This window comes from Pontibacter deserti (assembly GCF_023630255.1).
In the GTDB taxonomy this organism is placed as follows: Bacteria; Bacteroidota; Bacteroidia; order Cytophagales; family Hymenobacteraceae; genus Pontibacter; species Pontibacter deserti.
Genome location: NZ_JALPRS010000001.1, coordinates 1202110 through 1222224 on the forward strand (window position 1 = coordinate 1202110; position 20115 = coordinate 1222224).

The following is a 20115-nucleotide window of genomic DNA, read 5'->3' on the forward strand; positions in this document are numbered from 1 at the left end:
AGAATATATGAAATTTTCTGATGATACACATGCGCGCTTTTATGACTGCCGGCTCGCAGCAAAGGTTAAAGGAACTGCTGCAATGGGGCAAGCTGCGACAGGAGCAACTTAGCCAGGCTATACTTATCACAAAAGATTCTGTTGTCGATTACCTGAAGCGGCAGCTACAAAAAGGTAAATGGAGAGAAGTGGAGGATGTTCTGGAAGGTAAGCCGATGACCAATGCTGGTAAATTTATGTTTGAGCAACTCCAGGACCATGTAATTAGCAACCTGATCATGCGGCTGGGGTTACGAAAAGTGCTTGCAGTGGCTATTGCAGCCATCATACTGCCTCTTATACTTGCCAAGCTAGGTGGTGACGCTGTCAGTAAGTTCAGGGACCTGAACAAGTAGTCTGATTCTGCCAGAAACTATACTTTAGGAAATAAAAAAGGACGCCTTTTGCAGACGCCCCTTTCCAAGATAAAACTCAATATTATTAATGACAGAACATTAGTTCTCTGTATTTTACCAAAGGCCAGTCTTCATCGTCCACCATCAGTTCCAGTTTATCTACACTGTAACGGATCGTATCGAAGTAACTGAACACCTGCTCACGGTATATAATAGCACGCTCACGGGCATCTTCTACTTTATTGGCAACTTTACGGGCATCGATCATGGCATCCACGCTACGCTGTATGGTAGTAATGTGGCGCGACATTTTCTTAATAGCTTCTATAGTTGTTTCAGTGTACTCATCTTCCAGGCCAAGGTCTTTTAACCCGCGAATGTTCTGGATAAGCTTGTTCTGGTAAGCTACAGCTGTTGGAATAACGTGATTTACAGCCAGGTCACCCATTATTCTGGATTCTATCTGTATCTTTTTAATGTAATCTTCCAGCAAGATCTCATGGCGGGCAGCTATCTCTATTTCAGAGAATATGCCATGCTTCGAGAACAGGTCTTTAACTTCAGAACGGTGGTACACATCAAGTGCAAGCGGTGTAGATTTAACATTGGATAAACCACGACGCGCTGCTTCTTCCTCCCACTCTTTAGAGTAACCGTTACCTTCAAAACGAATGGCTTTGGAAGCTACCACATACTCACGCAACACCTGTATTATCGCCAGCTCCTTCTTCATACCTTTCACCTCGATCAGCTCATCCACCACTTTACGGAACTCGATCAACTGATCAGCTACGATAGTGTTCAATACTGTCATAGAAGAAGAGCTGTTAGCAGACGAACCTACTGCACGGAACTCAAACTTATTACCAGTAAAGGCAAACGGAGAAGTACGGTTACGGTCTGTGTTATCGCGTAGCACCTCAGGAATGCGGTCGATGCCCAGTTTCAGGTACATATTGTCACCTTTCTCCATCGGCACTTTTGAAGTTCTTTCCAGTTCATCTAAAACTGCTGTCAGTTGCTGGCCCACAAACACCGACATAATTGCCGGAGGCGCTTCGTTGGCTCCCAAGCGGTGATCGTTGCTGGCAGAAGCTATACTTGCACGAAGCAGGTCAGCGTGCTTATACACAGCCATCACGGTATTAATGAAGAAAGTCAGGAACTGCAGATTTTCTTTCGGTTTCTTGCCCGGGCTTAGCAGGTTAACACCGGTGTTGGTGCTCATGGCCCAGTTATTATGTTTACCGCTACCGTTTACGCCTTTGTATGGCTTCTCGTGCAACAACACTTTAAAGTTATGTCGCTCTGCCACACGGTCCATAATATCCATCAACAGCTGGTTGTGGTCTACAGCAAGGTTTGCATCTTCGTATGTAGGCGCGCACTCAAACTGGTTTGGAGCAACTTCGTTATGGCGTGTTCTAAGCGGAATACCTAAACGTAAGGCAGTCTTCTCAAAATCAACCATAAAGGCATGCACACGGCTAGGAATAGATCCAAAATAATGGTCTTCCAGCTGCTGGCCTTTGGCCGGGGCATGTCCAAACAAAGTACGACCTGTCATTACTAGGTCTGGTCGGGCTTCATACAGCGCACGATCAACTAGGAAGTATTCCTGCTCTATACCTAGTGTAGTGTTTACTTTAGTTACGTCCTTATCAAAATACTGGCAAACCGGCAGGGCTGCATCGCCTAACAGGTTCAGGGATTTTAATAGCGGTGTTTTGTAGTCCAGGGCCTCACCTGTATAAGAAACAAAAATAGTTGGGATACAAAGCGTTTTAGCTCCTGCGTTTTCGATCAGGAAAGCTGGTGAAGACGGATCCCAGGCACTATAGCCGCGGGCCTCGAATGTATTACGGATACCGCCACTCGGGAAAGACGAAGCATCGGGCTCCTGCTGCACCAGCGCGCTACCTCTAAAGCTTTCAATAGCTTCTCCATCTGATGTCAGGTCGAAGAACGAGTCGTGCTTTTCGGCAGTTGAACCTGTGAGCGGCTGAAACCAGTGCGTATAGTGTGTAGCCCCTTTGCTCATAGCCCATGTTTTCATGGCAGCAGCAACAGCATCAGCCAGGTTACGATCTACTTGCTCTCCGGCTTCTATGGTACGTTTCAGCCTTTTAAAATAATCAGAAGAAAGTGTGGCACGCATTGCCTGCAGGCTGAACACGTTTTCTCCGAAGTAATCTGAAATAACATGTGAAGGCAGGTTAACTTCACCGGGTTTACGCTGGCTTACAAGCTCAAGCGCTTTAAAACGAAGGATAGCCATGAGATTTGGGTTGAGATGTTTATTTGTTGCTGCAAATATAGAAGTAAAAACCATAATCTAGCTTAAAAGGTATAAATTTTAAAGGGGTCAAATCAAAATTCAGTAACTTTATTCAAATAACCCCTATTACCAAAAAGGGTATTGTTTAAAATTCATACATCAATTCAACACCACCCCCTCTTAATTGAATACTTGCTATTACCCCCAACTGGAATTTACTTTGTAACTATAATGTTTAATCAGGTTGGTAAGTGATTATCTTTGTACCGTGAAAAAAGCTTTATACTTTCAGCCACTATACTTCCTCTTCTGGGTCCTGTTCTTTGTAGTTTCCAGAGCGGCATTTCTGCTCTACCACTTCGATAACTCCACCCAGGTAAGTGCAGCTGATATTGCCGCTACATTCTGGTATGGCTCCAGGCTCGATTTTTCTTTTGCATCCTACCTTAGCGCTGTTCCTTTTATTCTGTCTTTTATCAGTACACTCTGGAAGCGTTTTCCGGCTGCTGCAATTATCAGGTATTACACATTTGTATTTCTTTGCATTGCTTCAGTTATCCTAGCCGCCGACCTTGAACTATATACTCACTGGGGTTTCCGGATGGATTCCACTCCTTTACAATATCTGAACACTCCAACCGAGATGGCAGCTTCAGCAGCATCGGCCCCTCTCCTGCTGCTTACCTTTGTAGCTATGGCCTTAGCGGGCATTTTTATACTTCTGTACCGCCTATACTTCGATCTGACGAAATATAAATCTGCCAGTTTCTCCTGGTTAACAGCTGTGTTATCATTTGTTTTTATAGCCTTACTGGTACTGCCAATGCGTGGCGGGGTACAGCAGATTCCAATAAACCAAAGTATAGCTTACTTCTCTGATAAGCCCTTTGTAAACCACGCCAGCCTGAACATGCCCTGGAACATGGTGCACTCTATGCTGAAGTATGGCGAACACAGCGAAAACCCTTACTTATACTTGCCAGCCGATTCGGCGGAGCAGAAGGTTAAACAACTATATGCAGCAGTAGCAGATTCTTCGCAGCAGCTTGTAAAACCGGGCAAACCTAATGTGTTGTTCATTATATTGGAAAGCTATACTGCTAAAATGGTAGAGCACTTAGGAGGCGAAAAAGGCATTACACCAAACCTGGATAAGCTGGCTAAAGAAGGCATAACTTTTACCAACATGTATGCCAGCGGCGACCGTAGCCAGAAAGGTATGGTATCTATACTTAGCGGATATCCTGTTCAGCCAGCTACCTCTATCGTTAAGGTTCCTAAAAAGTCGGAGAAGCTGCCACAGCTGAGCCTTACTTTTGAGAAGCAGGGCTACAAAACCAGCTTTTTTTATGGTGGTGAACTGGAATTTGCTAACCTTAAATCATACTTCGTAAATGGCGGCTACGATAAGTTAATTGATAAATACGCTTTTCCGGAAGAGAGCTACAACAGCAAATGGGGAGCTCACGACCATGTGTTGTTTGAGCGTGCATTAAAAGATCTGAAAACGGAGAAAGAACCCTTCTTTAGTACGATTTATACCTTAAGCAGCCATGAGCCTTTCGAGATCCCAACCAAACCAAAGTTCCCGGTAACAGATGATGTTTCGAAGTTTAGGAATAGCTTTTATTATACCGACTGGGCCTTAGGTAACTTTATAAATGCAGCTAAAAAAGAGCCATGGTGGCAGAACACCTTAGTTGTTTTAGTGGCAGATCACGGTCACCCGTACCCGAACAAAGATGAGAACCATGTGCCGAGTAAATTCCACATACCTTTTATACTTACAGGTGGCGCTGTAACAAAACAAGGTATAACTATTGATGCGCTGGGCTCTCAGACAGATATTGCTGCAACTATACTTTCACAGGTTGGTTTGCCACATCAGGAATATGTATGGAGTCGTAACTTGCTGGCACCTACTACGCAGCCATTTGCTTTTTATGTATACCAGGATGGTTTTGGCTACCTGACACCTGCCGGCGAGGTAACCTTTGATAACACATCGAAGAAAGTTATCACAAAAGGAGAATCGGTAACAGAAGAGCAATTAGAGATGGGCAAAGCTTATCTGCAGTATTCATTCGATGATTTCCTGAAAAAATAATTTTGATTGAGTGATTTTCGGATGAGTGAATAAAAATGAAATTCATCAGTCACTCATTCGTTTAAGCACTCATTTACACATTCAAAACTAAATTTCGTACCTTTGCAGCTTATTATGAAGAAGGTAGCTTTTTATACATTAGGTTGTAAACTCAACTATTCCGAAACCAGTACGATCGGCAGAATTTTCCAGGAGCGCGGTTTTGAGAAGGTGGAGTTTACTGATACGCCTGATATTTATGTGATAAATACCTGCTCTGTTACCGATAATGCGGACAAGAAGTGCAGGAAAATTGTGAAAGAGGCGCAGAAGCATTCGCCAAACGCTTTCATAACCATACTTGGGTGCTATGCCCAGCTTAAACCTAAAGAGATTGCTGAAATTCCGGGTGTGGATGCCGTATTGGGTGCTGCCGAAAAATTTCAGTTAGTTGATATTCTGGAAGGTTTTACGAAAAAGGAGAAAGCCGAAGTATACGCCAGCCCGATCTCAGAAGCCAATACATTCCATAACTCTTACTCGTTCGGCGACCGTACCCGCACATTCCTGAAAGTACAGGATGGCTGCGACTACTCGTGCTCGTTCTGCACCATACCGTTGGCTCGTGGCAACAGCCGCTCCGATAGTATAGAAAACGTTGTTCGTTCTGCCAATGAAATTGCTGAATCCGGTGTAAAAGAGATAGTGCTTACCGGAGTGAATACCGGAGATTTTGGTTTGCAGGATGGCAAGCGGGTAGAAACTTTCTTTGACCTGGTTAAGGAACTGGATAAAGTAGAAAATATCGAGCGCTTTAGAATATCTTCTATAGAACCAAACCTGCTGAAAGACGAGATTATAGAATTTGTGAGCCAGAGCAACCGCTTTATGCCACATTTTCATATTCCATTACAGTCGGGCTCAAACAAAATACTTAAACTGATGCGCCGCCGTTACCAGCGCGAACTATACGCTGACCGTGTAGCGAAGATCAAAGAACTGATGCCGCATTGCTGCATTGGTGTAGATGTGATTGTGGGCTTCCCGGGCGAAACAGAGGAAGACTTCCTGGAGACCTATAACTTCATTAATGGCTTGGATGTAAGTTACCTGCACGTGTTCCCGTACTCTGAGCGCGAAAATACACTGGCTCCTGAAATGCCGGGTAAGGTAAGTATAAAAGAGCGCAATCGCCGTGCTGATATGCTGCGCATCCTGTCAGAGAAAAAGAAACGCTACTTTTATGAGCAAAACATTGGCCGTGAATTTACAGTGCTTTTCGAAGATGATGTAAAAGATGGTGTAATGGAAGGCTGGACAGAAAATTATGTGCGTGTTGCTGCCAAATATGACCCAATACTTGTAAATGAAATGAAGCATGTGCGCCTTACAGGTATAAATGCAACCGGACTCATGGAAGCTGAAGAAACTTATACTGAAGTTTTAAAACATTAACTATATTTACCAGCAAACAACCTTTTTAACTTAATTAACCAACCTGTGAAATTAACAAAGCTTGCCCTTGGCGTAACTGTAGCCTCTTTATCACTGGCTGCGTGCAAGCACGAAGCTGCCAAAAATGAAGGCGCTGCTGCAACTACCACTACAGATGAAACTTCTGCTGCTGAACCAATTGGTGATGTAGTTTATGTAAATGCCGATACGCTTCTGGCAAATTATGATCTGTTCAAAGACGTAAAAACTCGTCTGGAGGCCAAAGCAAAAAAAGCTGAAGGTGACTTAAAAAGCAAAGCGACTGCTTTTGAAAGAGAAGTTGGCCGATACCAGCAAAGTGCGCAGGGCATGACTAACGAACAACGTGCCGTAACAGAACAGCGCCTTGCCCGCAAGCAACAGGAACTTGCAAACCTGAATCAGTCAGAAAGCAACCGCCTGATGAGCGAGGAGTCTGAAGAGCAGAAAAAGATCTACGACAAGGTAGAAGCTTACCTGAAGGGCTACAGCAAAGAAAAAGGCTATAAAATGGTACTTTCTTATTCTCGTGGCAACAGTGCCATACTTTACAGCGATGAGTCTTTAGACATTACGCAGGATGTGCTGAAAGGCCTGAACGAAGCATACGCAAAAGAGAAAGACGCTCCTAAAGAAGAAGCTAAAACAGATGCTAAGAAGTAATTCTTAATAAGAAATAGCAGGAAAGGCGGGTTTATCCCGCCTTTTTTGTTGTTTGTACTTTTGTAGATTGGTCTATATTATATCGTAAACTAATTATCTAAAAGCAATAAGTATAAAGGGCTGCTACACTTATGTGACAGCCCTTTATACTTTAAATTTATACTTAACCTTATTCGTAACGCAAAGCTTCAATCGGATCCAGTTTAGAAGCGCGGTAAGCCGGATAAGAGCCAGACAAAACACCAACTATAATACAGATCGATAAGCCAACAAAAACCCAAAGCCACGGAACTATAAATCCGCCATCTCCAATTAGAGCCGCAATTCCGTTACCCATCAATATCCCTAAAAACACTCCTACCAAACCACCTAACACGCAAATCACAATTGATTCGATCAGGAACTGCTGTCGGATCTGAAACGCTGTAGCTCCCAATGCTTTCCGAACGCCTATTTCACGGGTACGCTCATTTACCGACACCATCATAATATTCATCAAACCTACTGATGCGCCAAGCAAGGTTATAAAACCTATCACAAAACCGCCTAGCTTCAGATAGCCCGATATCTCATTCAGACTTTCCAATAAAGAATCGCTACGCTGAATTTCAAAAGATTCTTCCTGGCCCAAAGGGTCCTGTCGTACGCTCCGCATAATACCGGTAGCTTCGCCCATCACATAATCCAGTTCTTCAGGTTTAGGGATAGCCGTTTTTATCTCATAGGTAAGAGTAGAATTATCAGTTCTAGGTATTTGACGACCAGTTTCGAGCGGAATAACTATTGTTCGGTCGCCGGCGTTGCCACCCATGCTGCTACCTTTTTCTTCCAGCATTCCTACAATTTTAAACCGGCGTCCTAAAAAGGTAACGTACTGGCCAACAGGAGATGTTTTAGCAAACAAGTTCTTTTTAATTTCGCTGCCAATAATAGCCACATTGGCTCCAAACTCCAGTTCGTAATTAGAAAAGCCTCTGCCCTGCTCCAGGTTCAGGTTCTGGTTCTGCAGGTAATTTTCGTCACCGGCTACAATGTTAATGTTCGGGTTGGTTTTGTCTGTGGCGCTTTTAACCACTGTAGCCCCCGACACATAAGCCGATAAACTTACCCTTGCCTTATCCGACAATATATCTTTATACTGCTGCGCTTGTTCGTATGTAATGTCAGGATATACTTTCTGAGCTCTGCCGCCCCTGTTGCCACGGTTTCCATTACCTTTTTTTTCTATATCAAAAGAATTGGCTCCAAGGCTTGAAAAAGTCTGATCCAGGGAGTGCTTTATTCCATCTACAGCCGTAAGTATACCTACCAGCGACATAATACCGATCGAGATGATCAACCCGGTAAGTATGGTTCGTAGCAGGTTGCTATGAATAGCCCGAAGGCCTTCCCGTATATTTTCGATAAGGTTCATCTTAAACAGTGTGCGCTTTCGCGGCTTTTATCGTTAATTAGTATAACAGGCTGGCAACTAAGTTAGCTTCTTTTCTTTAATAAAGATTTGTAATTTATACTTTTAATAAGAATTTAATGACAAACCTTATGTTCTTAAGGACTATCATACCTATACTTTGTGCGCTGCTCCTGCAATTTCCGGTTAATGCCAGCACCGTGCTCATACCTATGGATGAAGACCAGAAAGATCACCTGAAGTCGTATGGTGCAGCTTACTGGGTTTTATCTAAAAATGTACCTGTTGATTGGTTGTTGAATTACCGCGGTGGCAGCTTTGCCTTTACCCATGCGCCACAACTGGAAAACGAACTTATCGTCCGGGGTATTTCTTACCAGGTTATTTCTGATGCGCAATATAGTTCTATACTTGGCCAGATAGCTGATCCGGAAGCCAACATGGATATCATGAAGCTTGAAAAGGTGCCGAAGGTTGCTGTGTACTCTCCAAAATCAAAAATGCCCTGGGATGATGCTGTTACACTGGTACTAACCTATGCTGAGATACCCTATGATGTAGTGTATGATGATGAGATTATGCGTGGCGATTTGCCTAAGTATGACTGGATACACCTGCATCACGAAGATTTTACCGGGCAGTATGGTAAATTTTATGCCAGTTACCGCCACTATCCTTGGTATCAGGAGCAACAGCGGGAATCAGAAGAATCTGCTGCCAAGCATGGTTTTAAAAAAGTATCGCAGCTAAAAATGGCTGTGGTTAATAAGATAAAAGATTTCTGTGCCGGCGGTGGCTTTCTGTTTGCGATGTGCTCAGCTACTGATACCTATGACATTGCCCTTGCTGCCGAAGGTATAGATTTTATTGAAGCGATGTATGATGGCGACGGTTCGGAACCCAATGCTCAGGAAAAACTGAACTTCAGCAAAACTTTTGCTTTCCGGGATTTTAAATTAGTGCGCAATCCGCTGGAGTACGAGTACTCAAACATTGACATGCAACCACAGGAGCGCCCAGTAACAGAAGCAAACGATTATTTTCAGCTCTTCACTTTTTCTGCCAAATGGGACCCCATCCCGACTATGCTAAGCCAGAACCATGCTAAAACTATAAAGGGGTTTATGGGCCAGACCACTGCGTTCCGGAAGGGGTTGATAAAACCTGAAGTAGTGATTATGGGAGAAAATAAAGAGTTGGGTGAGATACGGTATATGCACGGCACTTACGCCAAAGGTACTTGGACCTTTTATGGCGGACATGACCCCGAAGACTACCAGCATTTAGTTGGCGAAGACCCTACTGATCTGGCGCTACATCCGAACTCACCGGGTTACAGGCTTATACTTAACAACATCCTGTTCCCGGCTGCCAAAAAGAAAAAGCAGAAAACCTAAAAGTAGTCTCGAGTCCTGAGTTTCGAGTTAAAAATTTATACTTTACTCATAACTTGTAACTCGATACTCAGAACTAAAATTAGTGCATTCTGTCTGGGCGGGGCTCCAGGTTTCGGATGATATCCGATTCTATCTGGAGTAATTCTTTAAAGCGGGCGTCTACTACGTCAGCAGGCATATATTCTTTGGCGAGCTTTACAAAACTTACATAGTGGCCAGCCTCTGATACCATCAGTTCATAGTAGAACTTCTGCAGTTCCTCGTCCTGAATGTTCTTCCAGAGAAGTTTAAAACGCTCACAGCTACGGGCTTCTATCAGCGCATTTACCAACAAGTGGTCCATTAACTGCCGCTCTCGTTTATCTCCCTTTCTGATGTGTTTACTCAGCTGCACCACGTACTCATCAGGACGGTTTCGGCCAAGGCCATAGCCGCGTTTCTTTAATTGGTCCAGCACACGCTCAAAGTGGCTCCACTCCTCTGCTACAAGGTCTGTCAGTTCCTCTACCAGGCGGGTCTTATCAGGGTACTTTACAATAAGGGATATAGCCGAAGTGGCTGCTTTTTGTTCACAGTAAGCGTGGTCTACCAGTATCTCTTCAATATTCTTCTCCGCAATATTTATCCAACGCGGATCAGTAGGAAGCTCCAGGCGAAGTATGGTTTTATTTGGTTGTAGTTCAGACATGGGGTAATAATTTCGAATTTTGAATGAGTGATTGCGTGAATACCAATTAACTCAATTCAAAATTCAACAATTTAACAGACAACAATCAAGATTTAATCAAAAAACATCCACTTCAATCCGAAAGTAAAGCTGCGGCGCAGACCTGGATAACCTGGCGTTTCATAATATCCCGGCTCCCAGATATCGTAGTTTACATGCGCCATCTTCACAAATACATTTACAGTCTTTATATCTGCATTAATGAAAACATCAAATACCGGATAGGTTTTAGTGGTTAGGTTATTTTGCAGGTAAAACTGTTGCGTAACCGGCATATAGGCATCAGCCCTGTAGCCAGAAGGCAAATACATTTCAACTCCAAGTTGTCCGTAAAGCGCCTTCTTAAAAATGTGCCCCTGGTAGTATAGTTTAGAATTAACTACCCATTCCGGAATTCGGATCGCAGATGCTTCATCCGTATTTGTATAGTGTACAAAGTTCTCGAAGTGCAGACCGCCAAAACGAATGTGTTGCGCTAATTGTCCTTCCAGTAATTGCTGGTTTCCGCTGATTTGTATTGGCCTTGCATCAAAACCATACACTATAAGCCTGCTGATATTGGTATAAGCTCCGCTTAATCTCAGGAATAATCTGTCGCCGAACTGATGATGCAGCGTTGCCTGACTGCGATCCGTAATGGTTGTTTTAAAATCGTTATTCCAGGCAAAGTGATTGCTGATGATGCGCTGCTCGATAAATGAAGGTGACTGACGAACTCTAGTCTGAGAGATCTCAAGGCCTTTGAAACGGGCAGCTGCACGTATTCTATAGTTGTCGACAAGCTGGTATTCGCCTTCGGCCGACAACAGGTATTTATTCTGGTAAAACAGTCGAGCCTGCCCTCCTACGAAAATCTGGTTTTCAACATCTACTCCGGATACTACTTCGCCTACAGCTGTTGTATCCATTGTTAAAGTCTGGATCGCGCTATAGTTTATTTTCCCATTTCGCTGCTTTACAAAAGCTTTGTAATAAGATATTTTAGTATTGCCGGTTAAACCAAACTCATTCTCATATTCCCGGTAATTGGTCTTATCCCGTGTGCGGTTGTTGCTGTAAATAGTGTCCTGATAAAAATCTAAGGAGCCATCTGCATTATAAGGTATTGCATCATCCTCATAAGTTGTATTCTGACTGCGCCAATCAAAGCGGTGATAAGCTTTTAAATTTTCACCAGCAATTTTAAGCATATGCAGCAGGTGGTAATTGTGGCGCATTTCATGTGTGGAAGCCTGATTCAGGAATACAAGATCATTCTCGTATCTGAATAAGCTGTCTGGCGTGTCGTCTTCATCAGGCTTTACGCCACCTGTTTCTATCTGTTCGTGGTTCAGGTGGGTATAGTTCGCAAACAGGTCATACTTATCATTCTTAGATCGGTAATGTGTGAAAGCTCTTACGGCCTGGTTATCAATCAAGCCATCTTCCAGAAGACTGGATGAGCCGATCTGTTTATTCGCGGAAATAATCTGGTAAGCTACCCCAAAATTGAATTGCTTGGTAATGTTACGGGCATAAATACCTTCAAATATGGTTTCGCCACGCTGCCCCTGCACATAGTATAAGTGAGAATATGGCGAACGGGTATCGAAATAATTAATGTTGTTTGGATCGTAAGCATATCGGTCGAACGCATTCTTTCCTAAGCGCACACCTATTCTGGTAGGTACTTGGTAAAGAAGTGGTTGAGCAGCTGTCCCGACGTTTCCGAGGTGTTGGTAAAAAGAAGTATCCTGAAACCAGTAACGTTGGTTCTGAATATTTTGAATAGTAGTGTCTATGCGTTGTTCCTGGTAAGTACCTTCCAGCACATCCCTCTCATAAAGTTGCAAGGTAGTTTTAGGACCGTAAAGTGCACGGGTGGTATCATCCAGGATACTTCCGGGCTTTTTAACGCGAGCCGTATCCTGCCCGTTTCGGTTAGGTTGCTGTTGCTGCGTGCGCTGTTGCTGTGTATCGCTCTGAGGTCGGGTCTGCCCCGGTCTTGGTCGTTGCTGATTTGGCCTGTTCTGTATCTGGGCGTAGGTAAGTGTTGAGCCCAGCAGCGCAAGTATAAAAAGGAATATGGTAAAGCTTTTACTTCTCACAGTTCAAAATTAGTGTTTTTATTACAACAAACAGCTGCTAACGCCAGAATTGAAAAACTCTAACGCTGCAGTGCTACATGCTGTAATATTAAGTTGTTAAACGCATCACCACCCTCCAGAAAGTATACTTCTATCGGTATAAAGAAAAGTGGTAATTGCTGGATATATTGCTTTAATTCGCTGTCCATCAGCTTTACGGCATCTTTACGGGTTGTAAGTATAATGGTATCTTCAGGATGTTTCTTTAGCTCCTTGGATAATTGTTCAAGATCAGTAGTAGTATAGGTGTAATGGTCCGGATATGCTGCGTGGTGAAGCAGCTTAAACTGATGCTCTTTTAAGTATTGTTTAAGCGGTTCGGGGTTAGCTATGCCTGTAAGTAAAATAATGTGCTTACTTATCTGCGGCGAAACACTGTTCAAAGGCACCAGCTGACCATACCGGAAGCCTGTGAAATAGACAGGCGTACCCGAAGCGCTATACTTTTGGATACGGTTACGAATACTTTGGATTTCAGATGGCTGTATAGTTGCCGGACATTTGCTTACAATAATAGCATCAGCCCGTTTAGCACCATGTTTAGATTCACGAAGCAAGCCAGCTGGTAGTATATGGTCTTTGTAAAATAAGCGGGTATAATCTGTAATGAGCAGGTTCAGCGATGGTTGTATAGCCCGGTGCTGCATGGCATCATCTAGTACTATAACGTCAGGTTTGGGAGATAACTTCAGGAACTGCTCCACTCCTTCAACCCTGTCTTCGCAAACAGCCACCTGCACATCCGGGAAATCTGAATGATACTGGTAAGGTTCGTCTCCTATAGTAGCAGCTGTTGCTTTTGAATCAGCAAGTATAAATCCTTTAGTTAAGCGCTTATACCCACGGCTAAGGGTAGCCACTTTATACTTCTGAAGCAGCCGCAACAGGTACTCCACGTGAGGTGTTTTACCGGTTCCGCCAACTGTTAAATTACCCACTGCAATTACAGGCAGGTTAAACTTACGCGATGCAAACAAGCCGTGGTCGTAGGCCGTATTCCGGAGCGACGTTATGCCACCATACAACGCAGCAATTGGCCAGAGCAACAGTTTCAGTTTATCCATGTATGTTTGTAACGGAAGCAAATTTAAAATTAATTTTAACGCCTGACTAAGGCAATATAAAATATAACCGGAATCTGATGCCAAAGATTAAAGATATAGTTCGTGTACTGGAACAATATGCTCCACTCCCTTACCAGGAAAGCTACGATAATGCCGGCTTACAAACGGGAAATCCTGTTGATGATGTTACCGGTGTGCTGCTCTGTCTGGACTGCACAGAAGCTGTACTGGATGAAGCAATAGAAAAAGGCTGTAACATGGTGGTAGCCCATCACCCGGTTATTTTTAAAGGTATAAAAACACTGACAGGAAAAAATTATGTGGAGCGTACTATTATAAAAGCCATACAGCAGAACATAGCTATTTATGCATCGCACACTAACCTGGATAGCGTGCACAATGGCGTTAATGCTAAAATTGCAGAGAAACTGGAACTGCAAAACATTAAAGTCCTTTCCAAGAAACCCCACACGTTAATGCAACTGGTTTTCTTTGTGCCCGTTGATGACACCGAAAAAGTGTTGAAAGCTGTGCACGAAGCAGGGGCCGGACAAATTGGTGAATACAGCAACTGTAGTTTCCAGGTGCAGGGTACCGGCCGCTTTACGCCTTCAGAGAATGCTGATCCAACTATAGGTGAACCCGGCAAACCAGAGCAGGTACAGGAAAACAGAGTTGAGATGGTTTTTCCAGCGTACCTGCAGCATAAAGTAATGGACGCACTGTTAAAAGCGCATCCTTATGAAGAAGTGGCGCACTATCTAACTATACTTGAAAACCCGAACCAGGAAGTTGGAATAGGTATGGTAGGTGAATTGGAAAACCCATTAACGGAAGAGCAGTTCTTGGCTTACCTGAAAGAAAAAATGAAGCTGCAGGGCCTGCGCTATACTTCTATTGGAAATAAACAAATAAAAAAAGTAGCCCTCTGTGGTGGAGCCGGAAGCTTTTTAATTAAAGATGCCATACGTTCCGGGGCTGATGCTTTTGTGACCGGAGATGTAAAATACCATGAGTTTTTTGATGCGGAAGGCAGGTTAATGATTGCCGATATCGGGCATTATGAAAGCGAAGTATTTACAAAGGAAATTTTTTATGATACTATATCGAAAAACTTTCCTAATTTTGCAGTCTATTTATCCGAAATAAACACAAACCCTATCAGATACACCTATTAATACATGGAAAGTACGGTAGCCAGCAAATTGGAAGCATTACTAAAGCTTCAGAGCATCGATTCGCAGCTTGATGAAATTAGACGCGTAAGGGGCGACCTGCCCGAAGAGGTTCAAGACCTTGAAGATGAAATTGAAGGCTACGAGGTGCGTGTTCGCAAGTTTGATGATGAAGTTGCAGGTTTGAACGATTCAATCGCTCAGCGCAAACAAGCCATTAAAGACTCAGAATCACTTATCCGTAAGTATGAAGACCAGCAGCAGAATGTACGCAACAACCGTGAGTACGATGCTATCACCAAAGAGATAGAACTGCAGAAGCTGGAAATTCAGGTTTCTGAAAAGAAGATCAGAGAAGCACATTACCAGATCGAGCAGAAAATTGCTGAGATCGAAGGTACTAAGAACCGCCTGGAAGAGCGTCGTAAAGACCTTGACAACAAGAAGCACGAATTAGATCAGATCGTTTCTGAAAGCGAAGAAGAAGAAAACAAGTTAGAGCAGGAAAGAGATACAGCTTCTCATGACATTGAAGAGCGTCTGCTTACTGCCTACAACCGTATTCGTAAAAACGTGCGTAACGGTCTTGCTGTAGTTCAGGTAAAGCGTGATGCTTGCGGTGGTTGCTTTAACACTGTTCCGCCTCAGCGCCAGGCTGACATTGCAGCTCAGAAAAAAGTAATCGTATGCGAGCACTGCGGCCGTATTCTGGCTGGTGTGGAGCAGCGTGTATTCTAATTCAGAAAATTGCGCGTTAATCGCTTACATAGAATATTAAAAAGGATGGCTCAACCCCATCCTTTTTTTTTGTTGCTGGTTATACTTTGCCTGCACCAGCCCTCCTATGCCATTTCTGGTCTTAATACCTCGTTAACAAAAGCTTACTCCGAATCTCTCAAGTTAAAGCTCGAAACCAGCAGATCTATACTTCAGAAAGAACTGAAAAAGACCGAAAAGAATGCTGTAACGCACCTTATATCTAACTACAATGATTTTCTAAAGATTTGTGCAGAGCAAAACCAGTCAACTATAGAGAAACTTGTTGATGCGCAGGAAGCCCGGTTAGAGACGCTTGATGATCTCAAGGAAGAATCTGCTTGGATAGATTATACTAAAGCCGAAGTAAGAGCACAACTGGCCATGAGTGAGTTGCTTTTTGGCAACCGTGTAGCAGCAGCCTGGCATTTCAGGAAAGCATACCTACAGTTCCAGGATAATGCAAAAAAGTATCCGGACTTTATACCTAACCGCAAAACATTAGGTGTAATGCAGGTACTGCTTGGTTCGGTTCCTGATCAGTATAAGTGGTTCCTGAATATTATAGGCATGGGTGGTAATACAGCTGTAGGTCTTAAAAACTTACGCATAGCTGCTCAGGAACCAAACCTTTTCCAGAACGAAGCTAAGCTACTTTATGCGCTACTCCTGCAACTACTAGATGAAGACAATGCAAAGTCAACACTCAAGCAAAGTATAGCATTGGTTAAAGAACAACCGGATAACTTGTTGTTCAATTTTGTAGCAACCTTGCTGCATAAAAAAGCTAAAATGGCTGACGCAGCCTTGCAAATTTACCTGCAACGCCCAGTTGGCAATTACTATACTTCGTTTCCATACATGCACCACCTTGCAGCCGATCTATACCTGTTCCGCGGTAATTATGATGCTTCTGTAAGAGAAAACCTGCACTTCCTGAAGCAGCACAAAGGCATCCATTATTTAAAGGCTGCCAACTATAAACTATACCTGGCTTACTGGCTAAGTAACCACAAACCACAAGCAAAATGGCATTACCAGCAAATAAGGCAAGTAGGTACAGCTGTAACAGAAGAAGATAATTACGCAGAAAAGTTTGTTACCCGAAACGAGCAGCCTAACCGCTACCTGATGCTGGCACGCCTGCACTCGGATGGCGGTTATTTTGAGCAGGCGCAGAAAGAAGTTTCAAAATTAGATATAACTGAGGAGACACCGCTACCTGTACGTGCCGAATACTACTACCGAAAGGCCCGCATCTACCACGGGCAACAGCAGCTGGAACAGGCTAAAAAATTCTATAATGCAACTATAAGTACCTGTACTGAAGAACCTTTATACTTTTCAGCTCATGCAGCACTTCAGAGTGGTTACATCTATCAGCAACAAAAGAATTACGATTTAGCCAGAAGCTATTACCAGCAAGCCATTAAGTATAGCAACCATGCCTATAAGAACAGTATACAGGCTAAAGCCAAATTAGCACTTACTACACTTCCCTAGTTATACCTTATGCCGCTGCTAGATATTAACTATAAAGACCTGCCTGTTTCTCCGGAAGAATTACGCCTGAAGGCTCTCTCCTGGGCTGATGCGTTTCCGTTAGCAGCTTATTATTATGATCACCAGATCCCTTACCCACATCAGGGCTTCACTCACATGCTGGCTGTATCAGGTGGAGCAACTATAACTTTTGATCCTACAACTCCTTTTAAAAGTCTGCGGCAGGAACTGAATAAAGAAAAGATGTTGTGCGGATATTTAGGGTATGATCTAAAGAATAATATTGAAAACCTAGAAAGTAAGAACTTTGATGGGCTGTGCTTCCCGCCAATTTTATTCTTCCAGCCGGAAATCATTTTATACTTTAATGAAGTAACTATAAGTATAGAATACTCAGATGATTATACTCAAAACATTCTGGCAAATATATTGGCTACTCCGGCAGCGCAACAGGCCAAACCGGAAGGCATAAAAATTCAGCAACGTGTGTCTAAGGAAGAATATGTTGCGCAGGTTGAAAAGGTAAGGCAACATATATTGGAGGGTAATGTGTATGAGCTGAACTATTGCATTGAGTTCTTTGCCGAAAAAGCTTCGATAAATCCACTAGCTTTATACCTGGCGTTATCAGAGGTTTCTCCTACTCCTTTTTCAGGTTATCTTAAATTTGAAGACAAGTATTTGCTTTGCGCCTCCCCTGAACGTTTCCTGAAAAAGCAAGGTCCAACTATAGTTTCACAGCCCATAAAAGGAACTATAAAACGCGGCAAAACCGAAGCTGAAGATGAACAGCTCCGTAAGCGCCTGCGCCACGACGAAAAAGAACTCGCCGAGAATATGATGATCGTGGATCTGGTGCGTAATGACCTGAGCCGCTCCTGCTCTACGGGCTCTGTTAAAGTGGAAGAAATGTTCGGTATCTATGGTTTCCGGCAGGTATGGCAAATGATCTCAACGATAGTTGGAAGTATAAAACCCGGCAATGATTTAGTAGCTGTGTTATTAGGTGCTTTTCCCATGGGAAGTATGACCGGTGCTCCCAAAATAAGCGCCATGCAGATCATAGAAGAGGTTGAAAAAACTAAACGTAGTCTCTATTCAGGCGCATTTGGTTACATTACTCCTATCCAAGACTATGACTTTAATGTGGTCATCAGAAGCATACAGTATAATGCTGCAGAAAAGTACCTTTCTTTTATGGTTGGCAGCGCCATCACCTACGACTCCGTCCCTGAACGCGAATACGAAGAATGCCTGCTGAAAGCACAGGCTATCCTTAAGGTTCTTAGTTAGACCGTTCACTGCGCTTTCAAATTAAGTATTATGAATTAGAAATTATGAATTGGAGTTATAGTTATGAATTGTAAGTAGCAGGAAACTATAGCTTTATAGTTTATAACCAGTTAAGTATATCTTCCTCGCAATTTAAAATTCATAATTCTTAATTTGTAATTCATAATTATCTCCTGCCATTCTGTCACGATTATAAAACGGAATGTAGTATATTTGCAGCTGAAAGAGTTTATTAGCATGAATCCAATCCTTGATCTAGATTTTATAGATAATCGTACACCGGAACAAGCCTCTGCGGCTGCATCCAGTGATACGCAGGTATCCAAAGAAACCAACACCGGCAGATCCCGAAAACTGTATATTGAGAGTTATGGTTGTGCCATGAACTTCTCTGATAGTGAGATTGTGTCGTCTATCATGTTTGAGCAAGGTTTTGATACCACTTCTGATATCGCACAGGCTGACCTTGTGTTCCTGAATACATGCTCTATCCGGGAGAAAGCTGAGCAGACGGTACGTAACCGTTTAGGCCAGATAAACCACTATAAAAAGAAGAAGCCGGCCATGATGGTGGGTATACTTGGCTGTATGGCTGAGCGCCTGAAGAAATCGTTGCTAGAGGAAGAAAAGATTGTGGACCTGGTAGTTGGCCCGGATGCTTACCGCGACCTGCCAAATCTTATTAATGAAGTTGATGGTGGCCAGAAAGCAGTAAACGTATTACTGTCCCGTGAGGAAACTTACGCAGATATCAACCCCATCCGACTGAACAGCAACGGGGTAAGCGCCTTTATCTCCATCATGCGTGGTTGCGATAACATGTGTTCTTTCTGTGTGGTACCATTTACCCGTGGCCGTGAACGTTCCCGTGATGCGCATTCTATTGTGCGGGAAGCAGAAGCGCTGGTAGCTCAGGGATATAAAGAGGTAACACTGCTGGGTCAGAATGTGGACTCATACAAATGGGCTTCTGAAGACGGAACAGAATCAGTAAACTTCGCGCAGCTGCTGGAAATGGTGGCTTTGCTATCGCCTGACCTTCGTGTTCGTTTCTCTACTTCGCATCCTAAGGATATTACAGATGAAGTACTTTATACCATGAAGAAGTATGATAACATCTGCAAATACATCCACTTGCCGGCACAGAGCGGGAACTCCCGAGTACTGGAACTGATGAACCGTACCTACGACCGTGAATGGTACATTAATCGTGTAGATGCTATCCGAGCTATACTTGGAGAAGAATGCGGTATTTCTTCGGATATGATTGCAGGCTTCTGTACTGAAACGGAAGAAGAGCACCAGGATACGCTGAGCTTAATGGATTACGTACAGTACGATTACTCTTACATGTTCTTCTATTCAGAGCGACCTGGTACCCTAGCTGCCCGCAAACTGGAAGATGATATTCCATTGGAAGTAAAAAAACGCAGGTTAGATGAGATCATCAACAAGCAGCGCGAAACTTCCCTTGCACGTAACAAACGAGATATTGGTAAGGTGCACAAAGTGCTGGTAGAAGGACCATCTAAAAAATCTGAAGACCAACTGAGCGGCCGCAATGACCAGAATAAAGTAGTGATCTTTGATAAAAAACACTATAAGAAAGGTGATTACGTGAACGTCCTGGTACACGATTGCAGCGTAGGCACCCTGTTCGGCGAAGCTATCGATTAGAAATGAAAATTTGGAAATGTGAAGATTTGAAAATGATTAATCTTCACATCAACACATCTTCAAATTTCCAAATCTTCTAATCTCCAAATCT

15 protein-coding genes are annotated in these 20115 nt (G+C 43.3%); 10 read left to right on the forward strand and 5 right to left on the reverse strand.

Features of this window, described 5'->3' with window-relative positions; genetic code table 11:
* The first annotated feature begins 20 nt into the window (after nucleotides 1-20).
* Nucleotides 21-395, forward strand: a complete 375-nt coding sequence (locus MJ612_RS05185) for a hypothetical protein (protein ID WP_187030081.1) — start codon at nucleotides 21-23, stop codon at nucleotides 393-395.
* A gap of 85 nt (nucleotides 396-480) precedes the next feature.
* Here the strand turns inward: MJ612_RS05185 and MJ612_RS05190 are convergent, their stop codons facing one another.
* Nucleotides 481-2673: a glutamine synthetase III family protein gene (locus MJ612_RS05190; protein ID WP_187030088.1), complete on the reverse strand. Its 2193-nt coding sequence runs from the start codon at nucleotides 2671-2673 to the stop codon at nucleotides 481-483.
* Between the two features lie 268 nt (nucleotides 2674-2941).
* Here MJ612_RS05190 and MJ612_RS18385 point away from each other — a divergent pair, with 268 nt between their 5' ends.
* The 3 genes from MJ612_RS18385 to MJ612_RS05205 all read left to right on the forward strand — a co-directional run bounded on the left by MJ612_RS18385 (nucleotide 2942) and on the right by MJ612_RS05205 (nucleotide 6895).
* Nucleotides 2942-4780, forward strand: a complete 1839-nt coding sequence (locus MJ612_RS18385) for an LTA synthase family protein (protein WP_187030090.1) — start codon at nucleotides 2942-2944, stop codon at nucleotides 4778-4780.
* Nucleotides 4781-4894: 114 nt separating this feature from the next.
* Entirely contained in the window at nucleotides 4895-6214 is a 1320-nt protein-coding gene (mtaB, locus tag MJ612_RS05200; protein WP_187030092.1) for a tRNA (N(6)-L-threonylcarbamoyladenosine(37)-C(2))-methylthiotransferase MtaB, read from the forward strand.
* Nucleotides 6215-6259: 45 nt separating this feature from the next.
* Nucleotides 6260-6895 (forward strand): OmpH family outer membrane protein, encoded by a 636-nt coding sequence (locus MJ612_RS05205; protein WP_187030094.1) that lies wholly within the window; start codon nucleotides 6260-6262, stop codon nucleotides 6893-6895.
* Nucleotides 6896-7064: 169 nt separating this feature from the next.
* Here the strand turns inward: MJ612_RS05205 and MJ612_RS05210 are convergent, their stop codons facing one another.
* Nucleotides 7065-8309 carry an ABC transporter permease gene (locus tag MJ612_RS05210; protein WP_187030096.1) on the reverse strand — a complete coding sequence of 415 codons (1245 nt, stop codon included), beginning with the start codon at nucleotides 8307-8309 and terminating at the stop codon, nucleotides 7065-7067.
* A gap of 128 nt (nucleotides 8310-8437) precedes the next feature.
* Here MJ612_RS05210 and MJ612_RS05215 point away from each other — a divergent pair, with 128 nt between their 5' ends.
* The gene (locus tag MJ612_RS05215) at nucleotides 8438-9703 is read left to right on the forward strand and encodes an asparagine synthetase B (protein ID WP_187030098.1); all 1266 of its coding nucleotides are present in this window, start codon (nucleotides 8438-8440) and stop codon (nucleotides 9701-9703) included.
* A gap of 79 nt (nucleotides 9704-9782) precedes the next feature.
* Here MJ612_RS05215 and miaE read toward each other — a convergent pair whose 3' ends face one another.
* The 3 genes from miaE to lpxK form a co-directional block, all read right to left on the reverse strand.
* Nucleotides 9783-10391, reverse strand: a complete 609-nt coding sequence (gene miaE / locus MJ612_RS05220; RefSeq protein WP_187030099.1) for a tRNA-(ms[2]io[6]A)-hydroxylase — start codon at nucleotides 10389-10391, stop codon at nucleotides 9783-9785.
* A 92-nt stretch (nucleotides 10392-10483) separates the two neighbouring features.
* Nucleotides 10484-12517: a putative porin gene (locus MJ612_RS05225; protein ID WP_187030101.1), complete on the reverse strand. Its 2034-nt coding sequence runs from the start codon at nucleotides 12515-12517 to the stop codon at nucleotides 10484-10486.
* Nucleotides 12518-12576: 59 nt separating this feature from the next.
* Nucleotides 12577-13620, reverse strand: coding sequence for a tetraacyldisaccharide 4'-kinase (gene lpxK, locus MJ612_RS05230; protein ID WP_187030103.1), 1044 nt, complete (start codon nucleotides 13618-13620; stop codon nucleotides 12577-12579).
* A gap of 77 nt (nucleotides 13621-13697) precedes the next feature.
* Here lpxK and MJ612_RS05235 point away from each other — a divergent pair, with 77 nt between their 5' ends.
* From MJ612_RS05235 to miaB, 5 genes are all read left to right on the forward strand, one after another.
* Nucleotides 13698-14798, forward strand: a complete 1101-nt coding sequence (locus MJ612_RS05235) for a Nif3-like dinuclear metal center hexameric protein (protein ID WP_187030112.1) — start codon at nucleotides 13698-13700, stop codon at nucleotides 14796-14798.
* 3 nt (nucleotides 14799-14801) lie between these two features.
* Entirely contained in the window at nucleotides 14802-15533 is a 732-nt protein-coding gene (locus tag MJ612_RS05240) for a zinc ribbon domain-containing protein (protein ID WP_187030114.1), read from the forward strand.
* Nucleotides 15534-15578: 45 nt separating this feature from the next.
* Nucleotides 15579-17054, forward strand: coding sequence for a tetratricopeptide repeat protein (locus tag MJ612_RS05245; RefSeq protein ID WP_187030116.1), 1476 nt, complete (start codon nucleotides 15579-15581; stop codon nucleotides 17052-17054).
* A gap of 9 nt (nucleotides 17055-17063) precedes the next feature.
* The gene (locus MJ612_RS05250; RefSeq protein ID WP_250419061.1) at nucleotides 17064-18347 is read left to right on the forward strand and encodes an anthranilate synthase component I family protein; all 1284 of its coding nucleotides are present in this window, start codon (nucleotides 17064-17066) and stop codon (nucleotides 18345-18347) included.
* Nucleotides 18348-18584: 237 nt separating this feature from the next.
* Nucleotides 18585-20024 (forward strand): tRNA (N6-isopentenyl adenosine(37)-C2)-methylthiotransferase MiaB, encoded by a 1440-nt coding sequence (miaB, locus tag MJ612_RS05255; RefSeq protein WP_187030118.1) that lies wholly within the window; start codon nucleotides 18585-18587, stop codon nucleotides 20022-20024.
* Nucleotides 20025-20115 lie beyond the last annotated feature (91 nt).